We start from the raw sequence: 25279 nt of genomic DNA, 5'->3' as shown, positions 1-25279 counted from the left end.
TTTCCTCTTTACAATCATCATTCCTTACGATAATTTTAATAGGCTGGACTGTTAACTAGTGATATAATAGCAGTCGGTGAGGGTGGGTTTATTATATATGAAAGACACCCCTTTCTTTAATGCATAAAGAAAAAACATAAACATAATTGACTTTATTTATGATAAATATTCAGTGACGATAGATGAACTTTAAGAAATGAAGAACGAGTAGTAGAATTAGAGAAATTTAAAATGAAGAGAGACACCTTTACGAAATAGGTGCTTATTCCTTGGAAAAAAAGTATAGAAAGGTGTTAAAGATGAAGCAAGCGATATATCGAACTTTGATTGAATTAACGAATGGTCGAATGACCTCATCGATATTATATAAATTTGCAAGATCTAAAATGAGTAGATTTTTAATTAAACCGTTTTCTAAGACGTATCGTATTAACGAAGATGAAATTAAAGGAGATTTGGATCAATTCCATACATTACATGAATTCTTTATACGTCTATTGAAGGAAGATGCCCGGCCTATTCATCAAGGGGAGGATACAATTGTTAGCCCTGTTGATGCTATGATTGAGGATATAGGTATGGTGGATAGTAAACATGTGATTACTGTGAAGGAGAAAGATTACTCTATTGCAGAAATGCTTGGTGGGGTTGAAGAAGCGGAGAAATATAAAGGTGGGACGTATATGATTTTCTACTTAAGTCCTAGTCATTATCACCGTATTCATAGTCCCGTAGATGGTCAAGTAAAGAGGCAATGGACTTTAGGAAAGAAATCTTACCCAGTGAATAAATGGGGTTTAACTCTTGGTAAAGATACTTTATCTAAAAATTATCGCAAAATATCAGAAATTCAATATGACGGTGGCGAATTAGCAATGGTCAAAGTAGGGGCCATGTTTGTCAATTCAATTGAGCGGACGTATCAAAATGACTCATTGAAAAAAGGTGAAGAGGTTGCTTATTTTTCATTTGGCTCGACAGTGATTTTGTTATTTCAAAAAGATGCCTTTCAATTGGTACCGACAATACAGTTTCCAGCCCCAATAAAAGTTGGAGAAGTAATTGGTCATATTGTGTAGACAAAAAGAATAGCCCTACAATTGTGGAGGGCGATGATTCTGCTAGGAAGAAGCTTTTATTCTATTTGATAAGGATCTTCTGTGAATTTCAGTTTCGATAAGGCGGATGAAATCCAATGATAATTGAAGTTGAATAGCTTTGTGATAAGATTCTATTAATAGCTCATCAGATAACTTTCGCATGTAGGATCACACCTCCATTACGTCTCATTCGTTCTCGTTTATCTAAAGAACAGGGCTATTTTAAAAGAAGTTCTTGTTGTTACTTCTACCATAGCAGAATGAGTAAGATAGAACAATCGTTCGTTTATCCACAGTGGAAAGTGGATAAAGTGTGATTAAACTGTTTATATCTCTGTACGAGTAAATAATCTCACAGTGTATAATGTGTATAAAGTTATCCACAAAAAGGGTAATGTTGGAATTTGTCGAAAAGTTTTAGTTCTATTTATTCGATTATTCATTTTCGAATATAGAATAATGCTAATTGACCATTTGATTGTGATATGTCATATTAGGTCAGAATAAGATGATAGCTTGAAATAATGAAGAATGAGGTGTTTAAACGGTCGTGCTAAAGAATTTTCTACCGGATCAACATGTAAAGAATGTTTTTGAAATTACTCCAGATATCTTGAAAGAACAAGGAATTAAAGGGATTATTACTGATTTAGATAATACGTTAGTTGAATGGGATCGACCTAATGCTACTCCAAAATTAATTAATTGGTTCGAACAAATGCGCTTAAGTGATATTAAAGTAACGATTGTATCTAATAATAATGAGAGCAGAGTGAAAAATTTCTCTGATCCTTTAAAAACACCATTTATTTATCAAGCAAGAAAACCGATGGGAAGAGCTTTTAAACGCGCGTTACTAGAAATGCAACTGGAAAAGCATGAAGTTGTTGTCGTTGGTGATCAGTTATTAACAGATGTATTAGGTGGAAATAGAAGTGGATTTAACACGATTTTAGTAGTACCTGTTGCAAAAACAGATGGGTTTTTTACGAAAATCAATCGTACGATAGAAAGAAGAATACTCAACTGGTTTAAGAAAAAAGGTATGATTAATTGGGAGGATTAACTTTGAAAGAAGAATACGTTTGTATAGGATGCGGTGTGCATATTCAAACTGAGCATCCGAATGAAATAGGTTATGCGCCAAATTCAGCATTAAAAAAAGAAGAAATTATTTGTCAGCGTTGCTTTCGCCTAAAACACTATAACGAAGTACAGGATGTCAGTTTAACAGATGACGACTTTTTGAAAATTCTAAATGGCTTAGGAAATAAAGATGCTTTAATTGTAAAGATTGTTGATATCTTTGATTTCAATGGCAGTTGGTTGCCTGGATTGCACAGGTTTGTAGGTAATAATAAAGTATTATTAGTTGGTAATAAAGTAGATTTACTACCAAAATCAGTGAATCATAATAAATTAATTCACTGGATGAAACAGCAGGCGAAGGAACTTGGTTTGAAACCTGAAGATGTCTTTTTAGTTAGTGCTGCGAAAGGTCAACAAATGAAAGAAATAGCAGCAGAAATTGATCGGTATAGAAGAGGTAAGGACGTATATATTGTCGGTTGCACGAATGTTGGAAAGTCAACGTTTGTTAACAGGATAATAAAAGAGGTAACTGGAGAAGGAGATATCATTACTACTTCTCATTTTCCAGGAACAACATTAGATATGATTGAAATTCCTTTAGAGGATGGAAAAGCCCTCATCGATACACCAGGTATTATTAATCATCACCAAATGGCACATTATATTGACAAACGTGACTTGAAAATCATTACACCGAAAAAAGAAATAAAACCGAAAGTATACCAATTAAATGATGGTCAAACCCTTTATTTTGGTGGATTAAGTCGATTTGATTTTATTCATGGTGACCGGACATCATTTATTTGTCATTTTTCTAATGAAATCCAAATTCATCGGACAAAATTAGAAAAAGCAGATGAATTATACGAAAAGCATGCTGGAGAAATGTTGACACCACCTCGTAAGGATGAATTAGACGAGTTTCCTGAACTCATTCGTCATGAATTTACAATAAAAGAAGATAAGACAGATGTCGTTTATTCAGGGTTAGGTTGGATAACAGTACCTACAGCAGGGTGCAAAATCGCAGCATATGTACCTAAGGGTGTTAATGTTTCACTAAGAAAATCACTGATATAATCCTTATTGTCAAAGGGGAGAAGAAGAGTGGAGAAGTTTTATGCAGTAATTGGGGATCCTATTGCACATTCGATGTCACCTGTGATGCATAATGATTTATTTCAGTACTACGAAATGGATGCGCATTATTTACCGTTGCATATTCAATCGGAAAATCTATCGGATGCCATAAAGGGCTTAAGGGCATGTGGTATTGCAGGATTTAATGTGACTGTGCCACATAAAGAGACTATTATGGCGTATTTAGATGAACTAGATCCTTTAGCAGAAGCAATAGGGGCAGTAAATACTGTCATTCACAGGGATGGAAAGTTAATTGGCTATAATACGGATGGAACGGGTTTCCTCCGGGGGCTGAAAAACCATCAACCACAGTTTAGTGAAAATAAAATATTGGTAGTAGGTGCAGGAGGGGCTGCTAAAGCTATTGTCTATGCTTTAGCACAAGCGAGTGTTTCACATATCACAATTGCCAATCGCACCGTTAATCGTGCAGCGCAATTGATTGCTGATTGTCCGTATGAGGTAGATATGCGAGCATTGACATTGGATGATGCAGCACATAAACTGGACGAATATGATTGTATCATTCAAACGACTTCGATTGGAATGTCACCGAGAATGGATGAAAAACCACTTAATCTTAATCTTATGCGTGAAGACGTTTTTGTTAGCGATATTATATATAATCCATTTGAAACAGCCTTTTTAGCAGAAGCAAAAGCAAAGGGAGCCCGTGTACAAAATGGACTAGAGATGTTTGTTTATCAAGGAGCGTTAGCGTTTGAGTTATGGACTTCTCAAATGCCAGACACGGAACGAATGAGAAGAAATGTGGAGCAACAATTAGGAGGAAATTATGTTAACAGGTAAGCAAAAGAGATATTTAAGATCAGAAGCACATCATTTAAACCCGATTTTCCAAGTGGGAAAAGGCGGCGTAAATGATAATATGGTGAAGCAAATTGCGGAAGCATTAGAAGCAAGAGAACTATTAAAAGTAAGCATCTTACAAAACTGTGATGAAGATAAGGATACTGTAGCCGAATTGTTAGTTAAAGGAACTAAAGCGGAACTTGTACAAGTGATTGGCAATATGATTGTGCTTTATAAACAATCAAAAGAGAATAAACAAATTAAATTACCTTAAACGATCCTGTGGGGGGAAAAGGATGAAAAGAATAGGAATCCTAGGAGGTACATTTGATCCTCCTCACTTAGGTCACTTAATTATCGCTAATGAAGTATTGCATGCAAAAGACTTAGACGAGATTTGGTTTATGCCTAACCAAGAGCCACCTCATAAAAAGAAGAGTTACTTTTTAAGTAATGAAGATAGAGTAGCATTATTAAGAAGAGCGGTTAGTGATCATCCACAATTTCAAATAGAATTAGTAGAATTAGAAAGAAAAGGTCCTTCTTACACTGTTGATACGATCAAGATCTTACATGAAAGAGAGAAAGATACAAAATTTTTCTTTATTATTGGCGCGGACATGGTTGAGTATCTGCATAAATGGCGTGATATAGATTATTTACTTGATCTTGTTACTTTTGTAGGTGTAAAGAGACCAGATTATCAATTAACGACCAAATATCCCGTTGATTATGTTGAGATTCCTGAGATTGGCATTTCATCTACTTTGATTAGAGAACGCATGCAAAATGGAAAGACAATTAAGTATTTAGTGCCAGAAAATGTCCGCACATACATGGAGGAGAATCACCTATATGAACCGTGAACAGGCATTAGAGATTGTCAAAGAACAATTAACAGACCATCGATATCAACATACTATTGGTGTGATGAACAGTGCCATTGAATTGGCAGAAAGATTCGGAGCAGATGTGAAGAAAGCTGAAATGGCCGCCATTTTTCATGATTATGCTAAATTTCATCCTAAGGAAGAAATGAAAGCGTGTATCATAGCAAAAGACATGCCTTCAGACTTACTAGAATATAATAGTGAGTTATGGCATGCACCAGTGGGCGCATATTTAGTCGAAACGAAAGTTGGTATTACTGATCGTGAAATATTAGAGGCAATACGCTATCATACTTCAGGGCGAGCTAATATGTCATTATTAGAGAAAGTTGTGTATTTAGCGGACTATATTGAGCCGGGTAGGCATTTTCCTGGTGTTGAAGAAGTGAGAGAACTTGCACAGCGTGATTTGGATGAAGCATTAATTCAAGCTGTGAAAAACTCTATTCTTTTTCTAATGAAAAAAAATCAATCAGTCTATCCGCTCACATTAACGATGTACAATGATTTAGTGATGAATAGAAAGGGTTGATGATATGTCAGAAAAACAATTACTTACAACAGTTGTTAAAGCAGTAGACAGTAAGAGAGCAGAAGATATTGTGGCACTAAATATGAAAGGAATCTCGTTAATAGCGGATTATTTCGTTATTTGTCACGGGAATTCAGATAAGCAAGTGCAAGCTATTGCTAAAGAGGTAAAAGACAAAGCTGAAGAAAGCGGCTATGAAGTCAAAAGAATGGAAGGGTTTGATGAAGCACGCTGGGTTTTAGTTGACTTAGGGGATATCGTTGCACATGTGTTCCATCGTGATGAAAGAAGTTATTATAACTTAGAACGTCTTTGGGGCGATGCAAAAACGGAAGATATTAAAAGTGAGCTGCAACCGTAATGAGTTATCAGCAATTTGCTTATCTCTATGATGGATTAATGGTAGATGCACCTTATGAAAAGTGGGTATCCATTGTTGCATCACAGTGTAATCTTCATCAATTAAAAGGTAAGCGCCTCCTAGATCTTGCTTGTGGAACAGGTGAGCTGTCTTTGCGATTGGCTAAAAAAGGATATGAAGTGACTGGGGCTGATTTATCAGACAATATGCTTGCGGTTGCACAAAGAAAAGCAGCGAGCGAAGCCCTGTCAATTCAATTTTTAGAGCAGGATATGTCCCAATTAGATGAAATTGGTTGCTATGATATCATTACTATTTTTTGTGATTCATTGAACTATCTCCAATCAGAAGATGAAGTAAAATCTACCTTCTCAGGTGTATATGAACATTTAGCTGATGACGGTTTGTTTATGTTTGACGTGCATACCGTTCATAAAATTGATGATTTGTTTGTTAATCAAACGTTTGCCCTGAATGAAGAAGACGTAAGTTATATTTGGCAAAGTTTTGAAGGGGAATTTCCTCATAGTGTGGAACATGATTTGTCATTCTTCGTCCTTGATGAAAAAATAGGCACATACAAACGATATGATGAATGCCATTTTCAGAGAACGTATGAATTTGACGTATACAGACAGTGGTTGAAAGAGGCAGGTTTTGAAATAACTACTTTTTTCGTTGATTTTAATGAGAAAAATAGAGAAATGAACGATGCTGAAAGATTGTTTTTTATTTGTAAAAAGCTGAAAAACAGAATATAAACAAAGAAAAGTCCCGGAAAAAATTCCGAGACTCTTTTTTTGTTAGAAGGGTTATGGCATTTTTTATAGAACTATTAAATAGTTGTATATTGCGTTTTAACCAGGTTTATATCCTCAGTAAACTTTGAGTGAGTCGCTTGGAACAAGTGTTCAAACATATCTCCTAACTCTTTTTCAAGTATCTTTATGCCTTCGCCAGTAACTCCGCCCTTTACACACACCTTTTCTTGTAAAGTAGGTAATGTATAATGTCCTTGGCGCAACAATTCCCCTAAACCTATCAGCATTTCACTAGCTAATTTTGTGGCTGTATCATTATCTATCTTTGTTTCCTTAACGGCGGCATCGATAAATCGTTGGGTTAAGTAACTAAAAAATGCAGGACCACAGCTAACGATATCTGAAGCCACTCTTGTAATATTCTCCTCAATAATGGTAGGGACAGAAATTTGTTCAAACAGCCATTGAATACTTTCTCGCCATTCTTTTGAGCAATGATCTCCATATGTGACTAGAGAGACACCAGCTAATGCTCGGTTCGTAATACTCGGAATGACTCTTGCACTTGAACAGTACAAGACAGACTCTAATTGATTTACTGCAATAGGACTTGTAATAGAGATGACGCATTTGTCTCTATTTAGACTCGGTTGAATGGTTTGAATGACTTCGTAAACATCATGCGGTTTGACACACACGAAAATAAGCGAAGACATCTTTGCAGTTGTCAGTGCATCTCGTGCCACATTGATATCTGGATATGCTTTTTTTATCTCCAATGATTTTGCAATGGTACGGTTTGTAATGGTAATGGAAGAAGGGGAAACAGCTTTGCTATCAAGCAAGGCTTCTGTCAAAATTCTCCCCATATTGCCTGTGCCAATTATACCGATATTCAAAATACATCCCTCCTTCGCCAACAAAAAATGACTCCTATTAAAAATATGAAGCACCAGTTGAAATTATGTCTATTGAAAGGAATTGATGAAAATGGAATGGGTGAAGCAATACGCCCTGTATATTGTAATAGCCGCTGGATTCATTGTTGGTGCTTTATGTATGTGGTTGCTCTCCCCACTTCTAAATCAAAACAATACGGTTGAAGTGGAAAATGAATGGTTGCTTGATGATAAAGGTTTTGAAGAAGGGGGGGAAATATCTCAAGAAGAAGAAGAGAATTATTCAGATGATGATGTTATGGTTGACATTAAAGGAGAAGTCAAAGACCCTGGCGTCTATGAATTAAAAAGCACCCAGCGTATTGTAGATGCTATTCAAGTTGCAGGAGGGTTTCTAAGTGAAGCGGATCAAAAACAAGTCAATCTTGCTCAGAAACTGACAGACGAAATGGTTATCTATATTCCAAAAGTGGGGGAAGAGGGCGTGTCGTCATTACCGCCGTTAAACGAGGGTAATGATGGGAAAATCAATTTGAATCAAGCAACGATTGAACAGCTTGAAACACTGCCAGGGATTGGCCCTTCAAAAGCAGAAGATATTCTTTCGTATAGAGAGGAAGTCGGCTCTTTTAAAGCTATTGAAGATTTAAAAGAAGTATCAGGAATTGGAGAAAAAACGTTTGAAAAACTAAAAGATCTAATAAGTGTTAATTGATTAGATGAAAATGGATTTGACCATACATGTATGGTGTGATTAAACTAAAATATGAGGATGTTTTTAAAAAAGGGAGAGACGTACAATGGACAGAATTTCTTGGGATCAATATTTTATGGCACAAAGCCATTTACTAGCATTAAGAAGTACATGTACACGATTAACTGTAGGGGCAACAATTGTTCGCGATAAACGAATGATCGCAGGTGGATATAATGGGTCAATCACAGGTGGCGATCATTGTATTGATGAAGGGTGCTACGTCATTGACAATCATTGTGTTAGAACAATACATGCGGAGATGAATGCGATTTTACAGTGCGCGAAATTTGGTGTACCAACAGAGAATGCAGAAATTTATGTAACTCATTTTCCATGCTTACAATGCTGTAAAGCGATTATTCAAGCAGGCATTAAAAAGGTATACTATGCAGAGGACTATAAAAATCATCCATATGGGATCGAGCTATTTCAACAAGCTGGAGTCTCGTTAAAGAAAGTACCTTTCGATCAACAACAGTTAGATGCAAAAGCAACAGAAAAGAACGACTTAATTAAGAAGTTATTGGTTGAAATTAGAGACTTAAAAGGTGAGAACGCTCTAGATGCTCAATTAAAAGAAGAAGTAGAAACAATTTTAAAATAATTGATGGATGAAACGGTTTATTAGGTAGCGAGCCGTTTCATCCTCTTGGTGTACAATACTATTCTAAATGGGTGGTGAGATTTCTTTGCCAGGGAAATGGTTTTTTTGCTCCCTTGTCGCGATTTTTTCACTCTTATCTTCTTTCTCCTCTTATTTTTATTTCATACCCCTTTTCCTATTTTTTCTCTTTAGTATTTTTACAAGGTATCTTTCTCGAAGACTGACATTATTATTTATTTTATGTAGTGTGTTATTTTTCATTAGAGGTTATGTTGCTTCTTATGATAATGGGACTGATATAAGAAGTGAAAGGACTGATTTCACGCTGACCTTTACTCATGGATGGGTCATTGATGGAGATCATCTCTCTGCTCAAGCGATCGATCAACCTTCAAATGAAAAGCTCGTATTTACATACTATATTCCATCTAAGGAAGAGAAAGACTCACTGGAGAAGGTAACGAGTACAGGTCTGATATGTAATGTGATGGGCAAACTAGAAACTCCGCAAAAAGCAACAAATTTTCATAGCTTTGATTACCAACAATATTTAGAGCGCAAAGGTATTCACTGGCAAATTCAAACTGACCAATTTGATTTACGAAGCTGCCAAATGGGCAATACGAATATCGTTACACAAATTTGGCAATTGCGGGAAAAAGGGATCCAATACGTGAGTAAGTATTTTCCAAATGAGACCGCACCACTAGTGAATGCTCTAGTTTATGGAGACCGATCGCAATTAGATGAAACCGTTGAAACAGCTTATCAAAGATTAGGCATTATTCATTTATTAGCTATTTCAGGTATGCATGTAAGTTTATTAGCTGGAATGCTCTTATTTGTGGGCTTAAGGCTAGGTGTGACAAGACAGCATATGTTGATGATTTTAGTGGGTTTGTTACCGATCTATGGCATCCTTGCCGGAGGAACACCTTCAGTGATTCGAGCTGTAGCAATGCTTATGTTCGCAGCGCTTTTTAAGATTTTTTTGTCAGCTATGAGAACGCAAGATGTGTTATGTATTGTATTTGTTTGTTATTTATTAATTAACCCATTTATTCTTTATGACGTTGGTTTTCAGCTTTCTTTCACAGTTACTTATGTTTTACTTTTGTCTTCTTATTCTCTCCTCAAAAGACGTACCTCTCCTATAAGATCTCTTTTTATAATATCCTTTATTTGTCAATTATCAGCAACGCCAATATTACTTTATTCCTTCTATGAAATCTCAATCTTCTCCCTCGTCGCTAATATACTCTTTGTACCCATTTTTTCTTTTGTTATTCTCCCGCTATTTCTGTTCTTATTGGCTTATCATATGATTGTTGGAACTTGGGCTTGGTTTCCGATTCAATGGATAAATACATTACTAGAGCGAATGAATGATTTGAGTTTAACAATAGCGGATTTTCCCCAGGCTGTATTAACATTAGGAAGACCCTCTTTGTGGCTTATTCTGCTCTATTTAATTGCAATCAATCTTTTCTTCTTACAATGGGAGAAAGGGGAGGGGAGAAAGAATTTTCTATTAGCAAGCATTGCACCTTTTTTCGTCTTTTTCATTCACTATCTCACTCCTTATTTTTATTTTACAGGTGAAGTATCCTTTATTGATGTAGGGCAAGGGGACAGTATTTTCATTCGTTTACCTCATAACAGGGGGAATTATTTAATTGATACTGGGGGAGTACTTTCGTTTGATAAAGAGGAATGGCAGGAAAGAACCGGCGCATTTGATCCTGGGGAAGATATCGTTGTGCCTTTTTTGAAAAGTAAAGGCATTAGGAAAATTGATAAACTGATTCTTACACATGGTGATAGTGATCATATGGGTGGTGCACCAGCTGTTTTGTCTATGATTGAAGTAAGTGAGATATTACTCCCGATTACGAAGGAAAGAAGTGCGTTAGAAACAGAGATAATAAAGATAGCTCACACAAAACAGGTTAATGTACGGCAGGTAAGTGCTGGAGTACGTTGGCGTATGAAGACTGAGGAATTTCAAATTCTTATGCCGTTTGATAAAACAGCAAATAATAAAAATGATGGGTCTATCGTGCTTTATGCTGTCATAGGAGGATTAACATGGTTATTTACTGGTGATTTAGAAGAAGCTGGGGAAGCGAAGCTAGTCAATAAATATGAAAGGTTATCTGTTGATGTATTAAAAGTGGGACATCACGGAAGTAAAACTTCGACGACTGAGAAGTTTCTTGATGGAGTAAAACCTAAACTGGCAGTTATTTCAGTTGGTAGAAACAATCGTTTCGGTCATCCAACAGAGGAAGTGTTGCAGAGGTTAAGAAATCATCAAATTCCAATAGTAAGAACTGATCGTCATGGCGGAATTACTTATGTTTTTTTCAAAGGTAACGGAACCTTTTCAACTGTCCTACCATAGGATATGTTATGCCCAGACAATAGAAAACAACTTAACTTTCTTTTCAAAAAATAAAAAAGACTGCAAGCGTAATGCAGTCTCTTCCGAAAGCTCGATGTCAATGCAAAATTGCAGAAGTATGTATCTGCTAATGAGCCTTCAAGGGTTATGCGCCGATTGCTTTAATTGCGACCGCAATGACAAATAGAATGGTAAAGAATCCGAAAGAAGCAACGAATCCCATTGCGGAGTCACCAATATCGTGACGTTTCGATTGGACATTTTTTTCAAATTCGTTCACAGTCAACCCTCCTATTTCCTTAATTAGTATAAGTGATTTCCATGAAAAAATCTACACTTCTAGAAATGCTTTTCCTTTACTTACATGAGTTGACAGCGATAATTCAGCGACTGTCATGACATATTATAAGTATAAGGGTGCACCGCTTCAGCAAGAGTATCCTAGGCCTCTTGCTTGCAAGCGTTTCTATATAGATTGTTTGAGAAGCGCCTTAAAAAGCGCTTTTCTTTATATTTATTGGTATTATAAGCAGCGTACATTCTTTTCATTCCACTTGTCAAAATCGATTTGCTTCTATAGGATAGATAGTACTTATAAAAAATGATCGGAGCGAGAAAAAGTGGTTTTTGATATATGGAAGCAAATTAAAGCAAAAAGCTTCTCATCTGTATATTTATTATACGGTACCGAGCCTTACCTTATAAATGAAACGAAACAATTATTAATAAATCATGCGTTACTGCCAGAAGAACTTGACTTCAATTTGTCTACCTATGATTTAGAAGAAACGCCTATTGAAGTTGCGCTTGAAGACGCTGAAACGTTTCCTTTTATGGGGGAGCGCCGTCTTATTATTTTACATAATCCCTATTTTCTAACAGCGGATAAAGGGAAAGCGAAGGTAGAGCATCAATTAAATGCACTTGAGAATTATTTGAAAGATCCTGCTCCTTACACGATTCTCGTATTTTCAGGCGCATATGAAAAGCTAGACGAACGTAAAAAGTTAACGAAACAAATCAAAAAAAGCGCTGCAGTGTTAGAAGCGAAACAATTGAATGAGAAAGAGCTACATGTTTGGATGCGTGATCGTGCATCCAAAAATGGCGTACAGATTGATGAAGAAGCAATCAATCTTCTACTTACACTATCAGGTATGAATTTATTTATGTTAACGAGCGAAATGGATAAGCTTGCTTTATATGGAAGTGATGAAAGACGTATTACGGTTGAAATGGTGGATCAATTAGTGTCGCGGTCTTTAGAACAAAATATCTTTACACTTGTAGAAAAAGTCGTCCATAGAGATATAGAAGCAGCATTAAGAATTTTTTATGATTTATTGAAGTTAAATGAGGAACCTATCAAAATTTTGGCAGTCATTACAAATCAGTTTCGTCTCATTTACCAAGTGAAAGAATTGTCTAGAAGAGGTTACGGACAAAATCAGATAGCTGGATATATTAAAACGCACCCTTTTAGAGTGAAACTTGCCGCCGGTCAAGCGAGACTTTTTAGTGAAGAAGAGTTATCGCAAATCATGGATATTCTCGCAGATGCGGATTATCAAATGAAAACCGGAGGAATGAACAAGCAATTATTAATTGAGTTATTCTTATTTAAATTAAATAAACGGGATATGGAAGTTCTATAAATAATCTTTTATATGTAATGAAAAAAAGCTATCCATCATGCGGATAGCTTTTTATGATTTCTACAAATTAAGCATTTGCAGTATTCATTCTTTTCATTAAACGAGATTTCTTACGAGCAGCAGCATTTTTATGGATAAGTCCTTTTGCAGCAGCTTTATCTAGTTTGCTTGCAGCTAGTGCAAAGCTTTCAGCAGCATTTGCATCGTTATTAGCAATCGCAGCTTCAGATTTTTTCACTGCAGAACGCATGTTAGACTTAGCTTGAATGTTACGTGCATAGCGTGCTTCGTTTGTTTTAACACGTTTGATAGCAGATTTAATATTTGGCATTCCATTCACCTCCTACAAAAAAGGCATCGAATTTTTATGAACTCGATATTTGTATTCATCATTAATATAAATTCAGAACAAGTGATATTCTATCAAAACTGAGACAATAAATCAATACAAAACGAGGAAATCCATCTTCTCCTTCACTGTAGAAACATATTGTTCACATATAAAACATGCATGATTTGAACAAGTGGTGGTCATCCTAAAACTACAATAATACGCAAAAAAGGTGGTCGTTTGGCTTTGAATGAGAAGTTGGATCTAAGCAAATATGGGATAAGAACGGACTTAGCAATAGAAGCTCGTGAGGTCGTATTAGAAAACCAAGGAATACAAGGTGAAGATAATCAGTCCCAAATCGAAGGCGTTATTATTAAAGAAAAAGAAAAAGAGGGCATGAAAATCTCTTATGTTGAAGTGACTGAACAAGGAAGTGAAATGCTAGGGAAAAAACCAGGTAAATATTTAACAATAGAGGTACAGGGGATTAGACAACAAGATACGGAAACGCAACTGCAAGTGGAAAAGCTATTTGCTAAAGAGATGGCCTACTTTATTAAAGACCTAGGTATTGGCCCTAATGATTCATGTTTAATTGTTGGTTTAGGGAACTGGAATGTTACCCCAGATGCGATTGGACCCGAAGTATGTGAAAACCTACTAATTACTCGGCACTTATTTGAGTTACAGCCAGAGAGTGTAGAAGATGGCTATCGTCCTGTCAGTGCGCTTTCGCCTGGTGTAATGGGTTTAACGGGTATTGAAACGAGTGACATTTTGTTTGGCATTGTTGAGAAAACGAAGCCGGATTTTGTCATTGCCTTGGACGCTCTAGCAGCAAGGTCAATTGAAAGGGTCAATTCTACTATCCAAATTTCTGATACAGGGATTCATCCCGGTTCAGGTGTAGGCAATAAACGAAAGGAAATTAGTAAAGAAACTTTAGGTGTACCTGTTATTGCAATTGGAGTACCAACTGTTGTTGATGCCGTTTCAATTACAAGTGACACAATTGATTTTATCCTCAAGCATTTCGGAAAGGAACTGAAAGAAGGGGACAAGCCTTCTCGCTCACTAATACCGGCCGGAATGACATTTGGAGAAAAGCGAAAGCTATCTGAAGAAGATTTACCCGAGGAGAAAGAGCGACAAACATTTATGGGTATTGTGGGTACTTTACCTGAGGAAGAAAAACGTAAATTAATCGGAGAAGTATTATCTCCATTGGGACATAACTTGATGGTGACCCCAAAAGAAGTAGATGTGTTTATAGAAGATATGGCTAATTTACTAGCTAATGGATTAAATGCAGCTCTCCATTCTAAAGTAAATCAAGAGAATACAGGCTTTTATACGCGATAAAAAGGTTCTATCTTTTCTATTCTTTTCATACAATCTATTACTAGAATGAGGGAAAGGTGATTCGAATGAAAAGATTCATGGTCGCAACTATATTAATTATATCTCTTATGTTCATTTCTGTTTTGTTTGGTATGAAGCAAGCGAATCATGCAATGGTAGAGATGAGTGCGCTAACAGTCGGGGACGATAGGGGCGCATCCACACACGACTTACAAGGTAAGCAAAAACAATTAGAGGAGATGAAGTCCTTTAATCTCTTTTCATCTATAGGTAAGTCCATATCAGAAGGAACTCAAGCCATTACAAGAACAGGTATTGATATGGTAGTTGATAAGGTACAAGAAAAAGATGAGGAGTAATAGAGCATTCCCTAGGTGGATTCGAGGATCCGCCTAGGCCTAATAAAAAAGTTCAATAATCTCAGATGAAACAATTCCCCAACTAGCTTTTCAATTCTTACACAAGAAATGAAACTCCGATTGAATCTGTACACCCATTCATGAATTTCGTTGAATCTTCCATTTTGTACTGCTATAATCAACAATATGTATGTCTTTTCGATTAGAAAGAGAAGCAAGTAAATAAATGAAGTACATATCATCCACTTTTTAAGTGCTAAGAAACTTGGCTAACAATAATGATTGTAATCGTTGAGAGAAGGATCGTATCGTATAGAGACTTTGTGGAGCCCAGACAATTAGTGTACTTACTAGTGAAAACTGTTGTGAACCATACACATATGTGTGATTTGCGCTTTTATATAGGAGTGAAGAAAGTTACATGAACAGAGAAGAGAGACTGAATAGGCAATCTAGGATCCGTAATTTTTCCATTATTGCTCATATTGACCATGGGAAATCTACGTTGGCTGACCGTATTTTGGAAAAAACAAATGCACTTACTGCGCGGGAAATGAAAGACCAGCTCCTAGATTCTATGGATTTAGAGAGAGAACGTGGCATTACGATTAAATTAAATTCTGTACAACTCAAATATAAAGCTAAGGATGGAGAAATTTATACCTTCCATCTAATTGATACGCCAGGGCACGTCGATTTTACATATGAAGTGTCCAGAAGTTTAGCTGCATGTGAGGGTGCAGTATTAGTCGTTGATGCTGCTCAAGGAATAGAGGCGCAAACGTTAGCTAATGTATACTTGGCATTAGATAATGATTTAGAAATATTACCTGTTATTAATAAAATAGATTTACCTAGTGCCGATCCAGAACGTGTGAGAAATGAAGTGGAAGAAGTCATTGGACTCGATGCTTCTGAAGCTGTTTTAGCATCTGCCAAAGCGGGAATTGGGATTGAAGATATTCTAGAGCAAGTGGTAGAAAAGGTTCCGGCACCTACTGGAGATCCCGATGCACCCCTTAAAGCGTTAATATTCGATTCGTTATATGATGCTTATCGTGGGGTTGTTGCTTATATCCGCGTCGTTGATGGAACGGTTAAAGTAGGCGACAAAGTTAAAATGATGGCTACAGGTAAAGAGTTCGAAGTGACCGAGGTTGGCGTGTTTACACCTAAATCGACACCAATGGATGAGCTTTCCGTTGGAGATGTTGGTTTCTTAACGGCAGCAATTAAAAATGTAGGCGATACACGTGTTGGTGATACGATTACAAGTGCAAAGAATGGTGCAACAGACCCGTTGCCTGGTTATCGTAAACTGAACCCGATGGTCTATTGTGGACTTTATCCGATTGATAGTGCGAAGTTCAATGATTTACGTGAAGCACTTGAAAAACTAGAACTGAATGATTCTGCTCTTCAGTACGAGCCTGAGACTTCCCAGGCACTTGGATTTGGGTTCCGTTGTGGATTTTTAGGTTTATTGCATATGGAGATTATTCAAGAAAGAATTGAGCGCGAATTTAAGATTGATTTGATTACAACTGCACCAAGTGTAATCTATGATGTCATGCTAACAGATGGGACAGAGTTGAAAGTTGATAACCCATCAGATATGCCGGATGCACAAAAAATTGACAGAGTAGAAGAACCTTATGTAAAAGCAACGATGATGGCACCAAATGAATATGTTGGGGCGATTATGGAACTGTGTCAATTAAAACGAGGCAATTTCATTGATATGCAATATATGGATGAATCACGCGTGAATATTGTATATGAAATTCCTTTATCAGAAATTGTTTATGACTTTTTTGATCAATTAAAATCAAATACAAAAGGGTATGCGTCTTTTGATTATGAATTAATCGGTTATCGCCCATCCAAGCTAGTGAAAATGGATATTTTATTAAATGCAGAGAAAGTTGATGCCTTGAGCTTTATTGTTCATAGTGACTTTGCTTACGAACGAGGAAAAGTGATAGTTGAAAAATTAAAAGAACTTATTCCGCGTCAACAGTTTGAAGTCCCTATTCAAGCAGCTGTTGGACAAAAGATAATTGCTCGTTCAACAATAAAAGCGATGCGCAAAAATGTCCTTGCAAAATGTTATGGTGGGGATATTTCCCGTAAAAGAAAATTGCTTGAAAAGCAAAAAGAAGGGAAAAAACGCATGAAACAAGTGGGGTCAGTTGAAGTACCGCAAGAAGCATTTATGGCTGTATTAAAAATGGATGATAATAATACAAAGAAATAAAATAAATTGCTTTATTAGGATAGGTTAGGTATGCTTTCCCATAGGCGTATCCTAGCCTATTTTTTTCCGTTTTAAATTTTAAAATAGAAGCAGAAACAAAGAGACTAAAATTGGAGAGTCTAAAGATTGTTTTTGCTAGACTCATCACTAGATGATGAGAAACCTAAAAAAGTAAGGTTGTGAAAGTAATGATTCAAGCGGCATACCTTCATATACCGTTTTGTGAGCATATCTGTCACTATTGTGATTTTAATAAAGTGTTCTTAAAAGGACAACCAGTAGATGAGTATCTACAATATTTAGATAAAGAAATGGAAATTACGATGAACAGCAGCGACTACGCTCCTTTTAAGACTATATTTGTCGGAGGAGGTACACCGACTGCTTTGAATGAAAAGCAACTTGCAACTTTTCTAGAGTCAATTCGCAAAAGATTACCTCTTGCTGGTGAGTATGAGTTTACGTTTGAAGCTAATCCAGGGGACTTGTCATACGAAAAACTTAAGCTTTTGTATGATTATGGGGTCAATCGATTAAGCTTAGGTGTACAAACATTTAATGATCAATTGTTAGAGAAAATTGGTAGAGTACATCGGGCGAAAGATGTATATCAGTCAGTGGAATCAGCAAAAAAAGCTGGCTTTAAAAATATGAGTATAGACCTTATTTATAGTTTGCCTACTCAAACGATGGCAGACTTCCAAGAAACTTTAACCACTTCCTTTCAATTAGATGTTCAGCATTATTCTGCTTATTCTCTCATCATAGAGCCAAAAACAGTATTTTATAACCTTATGCGTAAAGGTAAACTTCATACCCCTGGGGAGGATGTTGAGGCAGCCATGTATGAGTTATTAATGGAAAAAATGAAAGAGAATGGCTTTGAGCAGTATGAAATTAGTAATTTTTCTAAACCTGGCTTTGAAAGTAAACATAATTTGACCTATTGGAATAATGAAGCTTATTTTGGGTTTGGTGCTGGTGCCCATAGCTATGTGGAAGGTTATCGTCGCTCGAATTACGGTCCTTTAAAAAAATATATGGAACCATTAGATCAAAATGAGTTGCCTATTATGGATAAACATGAAGTAACGAAGAAGGAGAAAATGGAGGAAGAAATGTTTCTTGGACTTCGGAAAACACAAGGTGTTTCTATGAAAGAGTTTAAGGATAAATACGATATAGATATTATGGAGGTATTTCGCGAAGAATTACTAGGACATGAACAGAAGTCTTTACTAGAAATAAAAGGTGATTCTATTCAATTAACAAAGCAAGGCCGACTGCTAGGCAATGAAGTTTTTCAATCATTTATTAAATGATTAGAACGGTAAAAGCTACCGCTCTATTTCGTTGATCAGGTGGTACGTAGAAAGAAGCAAAATATGTTGAAATCATTGTATTCTAAACAATGATCAAACGAGTGGTACATTCAACATTCTTCCTTGAATGATGGTTTGTTGTCTTTCTTTTAATAATTATGATGGAGATAAGGCGCAAATGATTGACACTCGCTCCTAGATTTGATAATTTATTATTAGATTTAGCACTCATTAAATGAGAGTGCTAACAGAGGTGATTACTGTGTTAACAGATCGTCAATTGTTGATATTCCAAGTGATTGTTGATGATTTTATTCAGACGGCACAGCCGGTTGGCTCAAGAACATTATCTAAGAAAGATGAAATTTCTTTTAGCTCGGCGACAATTAGGAATGAAATGGCTGATTTAGAGGAGCTAGGTTTTTTAGAAAAAACACATACCTCATCAGGAAGAATACCTTCTGAGAAGGGGTATAGATACTATGTCGACCATCTTTTATCCCCGCAGCGACTAAATAAACGTGAAGTAGTACAAATGAAAAGTATTTTCAGTGATAAGATGTACGAATTAGAAAAAATTGTACAAAAATCAGCTAAAATCCTTTCAGAAATGACGAATTACACTTCAATCGTTTTAGGTCCGGCAGTGAAGGAGAATAGGTTAAAAAGAATTCAAATCGTTCCATTGAATGATCACACAGCCATTGCAATTATTGTGACAGATACTGGGCATGTGGAAAATAGAATGTTTCATTTTCCTGAATCCATGAACCCAGCAGATATTGAAATGATGGTAAATATTTTAAATGATCGTTTAGTGGGTGTACCAATTGAACATCTAAATCAAACGATTTATAAAGAAGTTGCCATAGTTTTACGCCAGCATATCCAACATTATGACTTTCTTTACCACTCAATTATCGATACGATTCAAATGCCTGCAAATGAGAAATTGTTCTTTGGTGGGAAAACGAATATATTAAGTCAACCCGAGTTTCATGATATAGACAAGGTAAAGGACTTACTTTATATGATTGAGCAGGAAGAAGGAATATATGATTTAATACGTAATCATTCCTCAGGTATTCGAGTGAAAATTGGTACCGAAAATAAAAATTCTGCGATGGATAATTGTAGTTTAATTACCGCAAGCTATTCTATTGGTGCAGAACAATTGGGAACGATTGCTATATTAGGACCAACCAGAATGGAATATTCCAGAGTCATCAGTTTGCTACAATTTTTAAGTAAAGGCTTATCTTATGAGTTGACAAGGCTGTATCAAAACGAATAACCCTGGAAATATTGAATAAGGGTGGAATTCGCTTCCACCCCTTTAACTATGAACCCAATAGCATTTAAGGGAGGTGAAAAAGTTGGCAGAAGAAAAAGAGACTCTACAAGAAGAGGTAAACAAATCCGAGCAAGAAAACATTCAACCAGAAGAAGTTTTTGGTGAAGCTGCTGACACTCAATCTGAAGGTGATTCATCTGAAGTAAATAGTGAGGTTTCTGCGCTGGAAGCTAAGGTGGCAGAGCTTGAGAAAAAGGTGGAAGAGGCCGATAATCGTTATTTAAGATTACAAGCGGATTTTGATAATAGCAGACGTCGTGCGAAGTTAGATCGTGAAGCGTCTGAAAAATATAGAGCGCAAAGCTTAGTATCAGATTTATTACCAGCCCTTGATAACTTTGAAAGAGCACTGCAATCTAATTCAGACGATAGTAGCGTGCAATCATTGCTACAAGGTATGGAAATGGTTTATCGCAGTTTAATCGAGGCGTTGAAAAAAGAAGGCGTTGAACAGATTGAAGCTGTAGGCCAAGTATTTGACCCTCAATTCCATCAAGCTGTTATGCAGGTGGAAGAAGAAGGCTACGATTCTAATGTAGTCGTTGAAGAATTTCAAAAAGGTTATTTACTGAAAGACCGTGTCATTCGACCGGCAATGGTTAAAGTAAATCAATAACTACATATTATGTAATGGAGGTATAGATCATGGGCAAAATTATTGGTATTGACTTAGGAACAACAAATTCATGTGTTGCTGTGCTTGAGGGCGGCGAAGCAAAGGTAGTTCCAAATCCTGAAGGAAATAGAACAACGCCATCAGTTGTTTCTTTCAAAAATGGTGAACGTCAAGTAGGGGAAGTAGCTAAACGACAAGCAATTACGAACCCGAATACAATTATTTCAATTAAACGCCATATGGGAACAGATTATAAAGTAGAAGCAGAAGGTAAAGAGCTTTCTCCACAAGAAGTATCTGCAGCTATCCTTCAATACTTAAAAGGCTATGCTGAAGATTATCTTGGAGAAACAGTTGATAAAGCTGTTATCACTGTTCCTGCTTATTTTAATGATGCTGAGCGTCAAGCGACAAAAGATGCGGGTAAAATTGCGGGGTTAGAAGTTGAACGTATCATTAACGAACCAACTGCTGCCGCACTTGCTTACGGTATGGATAAAACGGACGAAGATCAAACGATTTTAGTATATGACCTTGGTGGTGGTACTTTTGACGTCTCTATCCTTGAATTAGGAGATGGCGTATTTGAAGTAAAAGCAACTGCAGGTGATAATCGACTAGGTGGAGATGACTTTGACCAAGTGATCATTGACTACTTAGTGGAACAATTTAAAAAAGAAAATGGTATTGATTTAGCTAAAGATAAAATGGCTCTTCAACGTTTGAAAGATGCAGCTGAAAAAGCGAAAAAAGATCTTTCAGGTGTTACTTCTACGCAAGTTTCTTTACCATTTATCACAGCAGGTGAAGCTGGACCACTTCACTTAGAAGTTACTTTATCAAGAGCAAAATTTGATGAGCTTTCTGCAGATTTAGTTGAACGCACAATGGGACCAACTCGCCAAGCGTTAAAAGATGCTGACCTTTCTCCATCAGAAATTGATAAAGTCATTCTTGTTGGTGGTTCTACACGTATTCCAGCTGTACAAGAAGCGATTAAAAAAGAAACAGGTAAAGACCCACATAGAGGGGTAAACCCTGATGAAGTCGTAGCGATGGGAGCTGCCATTCAAGGTGGTGTCATCACTGGTGATGTGAAAGACGTTGTTTTACTTGACGTGACTCCACTTTCACTAGGTATTGAAACAATGGGTGCGGTATTCACGAAGCTAATTGAACGTAATACAACAATCCCAACATCTAAATCACAAGTATTCTCTACAGCTGCTGATAACCAATCTGCTGTTGATATCCATGTACTTCAAGGTGAACGTCCAATGGCACAAGATAATAAAACACTAGGTCGTTTCCAATTAGGAGATATTCCACCGGCACCACGTGGTGTACCACAAATTGAAGTATCATTTGATATCGATAAAAACGGTATTGTTAATGTTCGTGCGAAGGATCTTGGCACAAATAAAGAACAAGCTATTACAATCAAATCTTCAACAGGTCTTTCAGATGAAGAAATCGATCGTATGGTGAAAGAAGCTGAAGATAATGCAGAAGCGGATAAACAACGTAAAGAAGAAGTTGAACTTCGCAATGAAGCAGATCAATTAGTTTTCACTACTGAAAAAACATTAAAAGATCTTGAAGGTAAAGTAGAAGAAGCAGAAGTGACAAAAGCAAATGAAGCGAAGGATGAATTGAAAGCTGCCATTGAAAAAGGTGACTTAGAAGACATTCGCACGAAAAAAGATGCACTTCAAGAAATCGTTCAAGCTTTGACTATGAAGTTATATGAAGAAGCACAACAACAAGCACAAGCAGCTCAAGGTGCAGAAGGCGATGCATCTAAAAAAGCAGACGATAATGTGGTAGATGCAGAGTACGAAGAAGTAGAAGACGATAAAAAATAATTTTAAAGTCCTAACAAAAGTCAAAGTCAGGTATTACTTGGCTTTGGCTTTATTTTTGCATTAAAAAGTTCATTATTTAAGTGGCATTTGTTTTAGAAATAAGAAGTAAGGAAGCAATCGTCAGCTTACTTCTTATTTCTAAACTATAAACCACACTTTGTTAATGAAAAGAACATAAAATAGTCATAAAAATCATGTATCCTCACCCGTAGAGGTGAAATAAAGTGGACGAACTGCTTTCGCTTTTTTATGATCTAGCTGCAGGTGCCATCGGCTTGAGGTCATAAGTCAAAGCTGTGTCTATGAGGTAAGAACAACCTCCTAGCCAACCTCGCCTTATGCTTGTCGCTCCAGAGCAAGCCGCTTCCGCTTTTCTTATTGTCTAGCTGCAGCGGCATGGAGCTCGAGGTCATAAGTCAAAGCTGTCTATGAGGTAAGAACAACCTCCTAGCCAACCTCGCCTTATGCTTGTCGCTCCAGAGCAAGCCGCTTCCGCTTTCTTATTGTCTAGCTGCAGCGGCATGGAGCTCGAGGTCATAAGTCAAAGCTGTCTATGAGGTAAGAACAACCTCCTAGCCAACCTCGCCTTATGCTTGTCGCTCCAGAGCAAGCCGCTTCCGCTTTTCTTATTGCCTTTTGGGTTGGTGGGATGATACAATTATTTTTATGTGAAATGGATCGGGGAGTGGTAATCATGGATAAAAGAGATTACTATGAAGTCCTAGGCGTAAGTAAAGGTGCGTCTAAGGATGAAATAAAGAAAGCATACAGAAAATTATCGAAGAAGTATCATCCGGATATTAATAAAGAACCGGGTGCGGATGAAAAGTTTAAAGAAGTGAAAGAAGCTTATGAAGTATTGAGTGATGATCAGAAAAAAGCTCATTACGATCAATTTGGTCATACAGATCCAAACCAAGGTTTTGGTGGTGGAGGTGGCTTCGAAGGCTTTGGTGGCTTTGAAGATATCTTCAGTTCTTTCTTTGGTGGAGGATCAAGAAGAAGAGATCCGAATGCACCGCGCCAAGGTGCTGATTTGCAATATAATATGACGGTATCTTTCGAAGATGCCGCTTTTGGTAAAGATACTGAAATTGAAATTCCACGTGAAGAAACGTGTGAAACATGTAATGGTTCAGGCGCGAAACCTGGGACGAAACCTGAAACGTGTACACATTGTCATGGTTCCGGTCAATTAAATGTAGAGCAAAATACACCGTTTGGTAAGATTGTCAACCGTCGTGTATGTAATTATTGTAACGGTACAGGCAAAGAGATTAAACATAAATGTTCAACATGTGGTGGCGACGGTAAAGTGAAAAAACGTCGCAAAATCAGTGTGAAAATTCCAGCAGGTATTGATGATGGTCAGCAACTTCGTGTATCTTCTCAAGGGGAACCTGGTGTAAACGGTGGACCAGCAGGTGATTTATATGTTGTTTTCCACGTTCGTGCACATGAGTTCTTTGAGAGGGATGGCGACGATATTTATTGTGAAATGCCAGTTACATTTGTGCAGGCTGCACTTGGGGATGAAGTAGAAGTTCCAACACTTCACGGCAAGGTTAAGCTCAAAGTACCAGCAGGAACACAGACAGGTACAAAGTTCCGTCTAAAAGGAAAAGGTGTAGCTAATGTGAGAGGTTATGGTACTGGTGATCAACATATTATTGTTAGAGTGGTAACACCGACGAAGTTATCAGATAAACAAAGACAGCTATTAAATGAATTTGCAGAAGTGAGTGGCAAAGTACCTCAAGGTGAACAAGAAGATGGGTTTTTCTCAAAAGTAAAGCGTGCCTTTAAGGGTGAATAAGTGAAATGGAGTTGGTAGTAAGATGAAATGGTCAGAGATTAGTGTTCACACGGCGAACGAAGCAGTTGAGCCGATTTCAAATATTCTTCATGAAGCAGGTGCAAGTGGTGTAGTGATTGAAGATCCATTTGAATTGACGAAAGAACGAAGAGATCAATACGGCGAAATCTACCAGCTCGATCCACATGATTATCCAGAGGAAGGCGTAATCGTTAAAGCATATTTACCGATTAATAGCTTTTTAGGCGAAACAGTAGAAGAAATAAAGAATGCCATTAGTAACCTTTTATCGTTTAATATTGATATTGGTAAAAATGAGGTCAGTATTAGTGAAGTGAACGAAGAAGAGTGGGCGACTGCTTGGAAGAAGTACTATCACCCTGTGAAAATCTCTAAACGATTCACGATTGTTCCAACTTGGGAAGAATATACACCAGTAAGTAGTGATGAACTCATTATTGAATTGGATCCAGGAATGGCATTTGGAACAGGAACTCATCCAACAACAGTGATGTGTATTCAAGCACTAGAGCATATTGTTACATCTGGTGATCATATTATCGATGTGGGAACGGGGTCAGGAGTACTCAGTATTGCTGGAGCGATGCTCGGTGCAGAGAATATTACTGCACTCGATTTGGACGAAGTAGCTGTACGTTCAGCGAAAATCAATATCAAGTTAAATAAAGTGCAGGATATTGTTGAAGTCTCTCAAGGTAATCTGTTAGATAATATTACTGTACAAGCTGAAGTAGTAGTCGCCAATATTTTAGCAGAAGTAATTGTAAGTTTTACAGATGATGTCGCGCAAGTGGTGAAACCAGGAGGTCATTTTATTGCTTCTGGCATTATTCAGCAGAAAAAACAGGCTGTCAAAGAGGCGATGATTTCAAGTGGTTTTGACATTGTTGAGACAATTCAAATGGAAGATTGGGTTGCCATTATAGGTAAAAAGCAGTAATGTACTAGGGGGAGTCATGAAT

Annotated in this window: 26 protein-coding genes; 22 read left to right on the top strand and 4 right to left on the bottom strand. The window is 36.9% G+C overall.

All coding sequences use genetic code 11. The features are described 5' to 3' along the window. Positions 1 to 299 precede the first annotated feature (299 nt). The gene (locus MKX83_RS16610; protein WP_307312828.1) at positions 300 to 1079 is read left to right on the top strand and encodes a phosphatidylserine decarboxylase; all 780 of its coding nucleotides are present in this window, start codon (positions 300 to 302) and stop codon (positions 1077 to 1079) included. Between the two features lie 42 nt (positions 1080 to 1121). Here MKX83_RS16610 and MKX83_RS16605 read toward each other — a convergent pair whose 3' ends face one another. Then, positions 1122 to 1262 carry a sporulation histidine kinase inhibitor Sda gene (locus MKX83_RS16605; RefSeq protein WP_095372487.1) on the bottom strand — a complete coding sequence of 47 codons (141 nt, stop codon included), beginning with the start codon at positions 1260 to 1262 and terminating at the stop codon, positions 1122 to 1124. A 388-nt stretch (positions 1263 to 1650) separates the two neighbouring features. Here MKX83_RS16605 and MKX83_RS16600 point away from each other — a divergent pair, with 388 nt between their 5' ends. Genes MKX83_RS16600 through MKX83_RS16565 form a run of 8 tightly spaced genes read left to right on the top strand, consistent with a single transcriptional unit; the run spans position 1651 to position 6692 of the window. After that, a complete protein-coding gene (locus tag MKX83_RS16600) occupies positions 1651 to 2166 on the top strand; it encodes a YqeG family HAD IIIA-type phosphatase (RefSeq protein WP_095372488.1) in 516 nt (171 codons plus the stop codon). A gap of 2 nt (positions 2167 to 2168) precedes the next feature. Further along, the gene (gene yqeH, locus MKX83_RS16595) at positions 2169 to 3272 is read left to right on the top strand and encodes a ribosome biogenesis GTPase YqeH (RefSeq protein WP_095372489.1); all 1104 of its coding nucleotides are present in this window, start codon (positions 2169 to 2171) and stop codon (positions 3270 to 3272) included. Between the two features lie 27 nt (positions 3273 to 3299). Then, complete coding sequence (aroE, locus tag MKX83_RS16590) at positions 3300 to 4145, top strand: shikimate dehydrogenase (RefSeq protein WP_341056585.1); 846 nt, start codon at positions 3300 to 3302, stop codon at positions 4143 to 4145. Beyond that, complete coding sequence (gene yhbY / locus MKX83_RS16585; protein ID WP_095372491.1) at positions 4132 to 4422, top strand: ribosome assembly RNA-binding protein YhbY; 291 nt, start codon at positions 4132 to 4134, stop codon at positions 4420 to 4422. The genes aroE and yhbY overlap by 14 nt, the downstream gene beginning before the upstream one ends. Positions 4423 to 4444: 22 nt before the next feature. Beyond that, the gene (locus MKX83_RS16580; RefSeq protein ID WP_328199717.1) at positions 4445 to 5014 is read left to right on the top strand and encodes a nicotinate-nucleotide adenylyltransferase; all 570 of its coding nucleotides are present in this window, start codon (positions 4445 to 4447) and stop codon (positions 5012 to 5014) included. Continuing rightward, the gene (gene yqeK, locus MKX83_RS16575; RefSeq protein WP_341056584.1) at positions 5004 to 5570 is read left to right on the top strand and encodes a bis(5'-nucleosyl)-tetraphosphatase (symmetrical) YqeK; all 567 of its coding nucleotides are present in this window, start codon (positions 5004 to 5006) and stop codon (positions 5568 to 5570) included. The genes MKX83_RS16580 and yqeK overlap by 11 nt, the downstream gene beginning before the upstream one ends. Positions 5571 to 5574: 4 nt before the next feature. Then, entirely contained in the window at positions 5575 to 5931 is a 357-nt protein-coding gene (gene rsfS, locus MKX83_RS16570) for a ribosome silencing factor (protein ID WP_095372494.1), read from the top strand. Next, on the top strand, positions 5931 to 6692 hold the full coding sequence (locus MKX83_RS16565) for a class I SAM-dependent DNA methyltransferase (protein ID WP_095372495.1): 762 nt from the start codon (positions 5931 to 5933) through the stop codon (positions 6690 to 6692). The genes rsfS and MKX83_RS16565 overlap by 1 nt, the downstream gene beginning before the upstream one ends. Positions 6693 to 6766: 74 nt before the next feature. Here the strand turns inward: MKX83_RS16565 and comER are convergent, their stop codons facing one another. Further along, positions 6767 to 7591, bottom strand: a complete 825-nt coding sequence (gene comER / locus MKX83_RS16560; RefSeq protein WP_095372496.1) for a late competence protein ComER — start codon at positions 7589 to 7591, stop codon at positions 6767 to 6769. Positions 7592 to 7682: 91 nt separating this feature from the next. On the opposite strand from comER, the gene MKX83_RS16555 reads away from it, so the two are divergent. The 3 genes from MKX83_RS16555 to MKX83_RS16545 all read left to right on the top strand — a co-directional run bounded on the left by MKX83_RS16555 (position 7683) and on the right by MKX83_RS16545 (position 11356). Next, a complete protein-coding gene (locus MKX83_RS16555) occupies positions 7683 to 8306 on the top strand; it encodes a helix-hairpin-helix domain-containing protein (protein ID WP_095372497.1) in 624 nt (207 codons plus the stop codon). Positions 8307 to 8391: 85 nt separating this feature from the next. Beyond that, positions 8392 to 8952 (top strand): ComE operon protein 2, encoded by a 561-nt coding sequence (locus MKX83_RS16550; protein WP_095372498.1) that lies wholly within the window; start codon positions 8392 to 8394, stop codon positions 8950 to 8952. An 85-nt stretch (positions 8953 to 9037) separates the two neighbouring features. Further along, a complete protein-coding gene (locus MKX83_RS16545; protein ID WP_307312839.1) occupies positions 9038 to 11356 on the top strand; it encodes a DNA internalization-related competence protein ComEC/Rec2 in 2319 nt (772 codons plus the stop codon). Between the two features lie 145 nt (positions 11357 to 11501). Here the strand turns inward: MKX83_RS16545 and MKX83_RS16540 are convergent, their stop codons facing one another. Continuing rightward, entirely contained in the window at positions 11502 to 11636 is a 135-nt protein-coding gene (locus MKX83_RS16540; RefSeq protein ID WP_095372500.1) for a YqzM family protein, read from the bottom strand. A 340-nt stretch (positions 11637 to 11976) separates the two neighbouring features. Between MKX83_RS16540 and holA the strand changes: the two genes are divergently transcribed. Beyond that, positions 11977 to 13011 (top strand): DNA polymerase III subunit delta, encoded by a 1035-nt coding sequence (holA, locus tag MKX83_RS16535; protein WP_095372501.1) that lies wholly within the window; start codon positions 11977 to 11979, stop codon positions 13009 to 13011. A 67-nt stretch (positions 13012 to 13078) separates the two neighbouring features. Here holA and rpsT read toward each other — a convergent pair whose 3' ends face one another. Further along, positions 13079 to 13342, bottom strand: a complete 264-nt coding sequence (gene rpsT, locus MKX83_RS16530; RefSeq protein ID WP_095372502.1) for a 30S ribosomal protein S20 — start codon at positions 13340 to 13342, stop codon at positions 13079 to 13081. Between the two features lie 246 nt (positions 13343 to 13588). On the opposite strand from rpsT, the gene gpr reads away from it, so the two are divergent. The 9 genes from gpr (at position 13589) to prmA (ending at position 25257) form a co-directional block, all read left to right on the top strand. Further along, positions 13589 to 14707, top strand: coding sequence for a GPR endopeptidase (gene gpr / locus MKX83_RS16525; RefSeq protein WP_095372503.1), 1119 nt, complete (start codon positions 13589 to 13591; stop codon positions 14705 to 14707). A gap of 65 nt (positions 14708 to 14772) precedes the next feature. Next, a complete protein-coding gene (locus tag MKX83_RS16520; protein ID WP_095372504.1) occupies positions 14773 to 15066 on the top strand; it encodes a DUF3679 domain-containing protein in 294 nt (97 codons plus the stop codon). A gap of 421 nt (positions 15067 to 15487) precedes the next feature. After that, positions 15488 to 17323, top strand: coding sequence for a translation elongation factor 4 (gene lepA / locus MKX83_RS16515; protein WP_095372505.1), 1836 nt, complete (start codon positions 15488 to 15490; stop codon positions 17321 to 17323). Between the two features lie 188 nt (positions 17324 to 17511). Then, positions 17512 to 18645, top strand: a complete 1134-nt coding sequence (gene hemW, locus MKX83_RS16510; protein ID WP_095372506.1) for a radical SAM family heme chaperone HemW — start codon at positions 17512 to 17514, stop codon at positions 18643 to 18645. Between the two features lie 262 nt (positions 18646 to 18907). Then, entirely contained in the window at positions 18908 to 19939 is a 1032-nt protein-coding gene (hrcA, locus tag MKX83_RS16505) for a heat-inducible transcriptional repressor HrcA (protein WP_095372507.1), read from the top strand. A gap of 82 nt (positions 19940 to 20021) precedes the next feature. Next, entirely contained in the window at positions 20022 to 20615 is a 594-nt protein-coding gene (gene grpE, locus MKX83_RS16500; protein ID WP_095372508.1) for a nucleotide exchange factor GrpE, read from the top strand. Between the two features lie 29 nt (positions 20616 to 20644). Further along, complete coding sequence (gene dnaK, locus MKX83_RS16495) at positions 20645 to 22480, top strand: molecular chaperone DnaK (protein ID WP_095372509.1); 1836 nt, start codon at positions 20645 to 20647, stop codon at positions 22478 to 22480. A gap of 694 nt (positions 22481 to 23174) precedes the next feature. Continuing rightward, complete coding sequence (dnaJ, locus tag MKX83_RS16490) at positions 23175 to 24296, top strand: molecular chaperone DnaJ (protein WP_341056576.1); 1122 nt, start codon at positions 23175 to 23177, stop codon at positions 24294 to 24296. A gap of 22 nt (positions 24297 to 24318) precedes the next feature. Next, positions 24319 to 25257, top strand: coding sequence for a 50S ribosomal protein L11 methyltransferase (gene prmA, locus MKX83_RS16485; protein WP_095372510.1), 939 nt, complete (start codon positions 24319 to 24321; stop codon positions 25255 to 25257). The last annotated feature ends 22 nt before the right edge of the window (positions 25258 to 25279 follow it).

The organism is Cytobacillus sp. FSL M8-0252, assembly GCF_038007345.1.
Taxonomy (GTDB): Bacteria; Bacillota; Bacilli; order Bacillales; family Cytobacillaceae; genus Cytobacillus; species Cytobacillus kochii.
Note: the sequence above shows the minus strand (reverse complement) of the source record. Positions and strands in the feature narration are given on the sequence as shown.

What these genes read in the sequence shown, in the direction of transcription:
- MKX83_RS16610 (WP_307312828.1), top strand. Translation starts at nt 300, where the DNA reads ATGAAGCAAGCGATATATCGAACTTTGATTGAATTAACGAATGGTCGA.
- MKX83_RS16605 (WP_095372487.1), bottom strand. Translation starts at nt 1,262, where the DNA reads ATGCGAAAGTTATCTGATGAGCTATTAATAGAATCTTATCACAAAGCT.
- yhbY (WP_095372491.1), top strand. Translation starts at nt 4,132, where the DNA reads ATGTTAACAGGTAAGCAAAAGAGATATTTAAGATCAGAAGCACATCAT.
- MKX83_RS16580 (WP_328199717.1), top strand. Translation starts at nt 4,445, where the DNA reads ATGAAAAGAATAGGAATCCTAGGAGGTACATTTGATCCTCCTCACTTA.
- yqeK (WP_341056584.1), top strand. Translation starts at nt 5,004, where the DNA reads ATGAACCGTGAACAGGCATTAGAGATTGTCAAAGAACAATTAACAGAC.
- rsfS (WP_095372494.1), top strand. Translation starts at nt 5,575, where the DNA reads ATGTCAGAAAAACAATTACTTACAACAGTTGTTAAAGCAGTAGACAGT.
- MKX83_RS16565 (WP_095372495.1), top strand. Translation starts at nt 5,931, where the DNA reads ATGAGTTATCAGCAATTTGCTTATCTCTATGATGGATTAATGGTAGAT.
- MKX83_RS16555 (WP_095372497.1), top strand. Translation starts at nt 7,683, where the DNA reads ATGGAATGGGTGAAGCAATACGCCCTGTATATTGTAATAGCCGCTGGA.
- MKX83_RS16550 (WP_095372498.1), top strand. Translation starts at nt 8,392, where the DNA reads ATGGACAGAATTTCTTGGGATCAATATTTTATGGCACAAAGCCATTTA.
- rpsT (WP_095372502.1), bottom strand. Translation starts at nt 13,342, where the DNA reads ATGCCAAATATTAAATCTGCTATCAAACGTGTTAAAACAAACGAAGCA.
- MKX83_RS16520 (WP_095372504.1), top strand. Translation starts at nt 14,773, where the DNA reads ATGAAAAGATTCATGGTCGCAACTATATTAATTATATCTCTTATGTTC.
- lepA (WP_095372505.1), top strand. Translation starts at nt 15,488, where the DNA reads ATGAACAGAGAAGAGAGACTGAATAGGCAATCTAGGATCCGTAATTTT.
- hemW (WP_095372506.1), top strand. Translation starts at nt 17,512, where the DNA reads ATGATTCAAGCGGCATACCTTCATATACCGTTTTGTGAGCATATCTGT.
- dnaK (WP_095372509.1), top strand. Translation starts at nt 20,645, where the DNA reads ATGGGCAAAATTATTGGTATTGACTTAGGAACAACAAATTCATGTGTT.
- dnaJ (WP_341056576.1), top strand. Translation starts at nt 23,175, where the DNA reads ATGGATAAAAGAGATTACTATGAAGTCCTAGGCGTAAGTAAAGGTGCG.
- prmA (WP_095372510.1), top strand. Translation starts at nt 24,319, where the DNA reads ATGAAATGGTCAGAGATTAGTGTTCACACGGCGAACGAAGCAGTTGAG.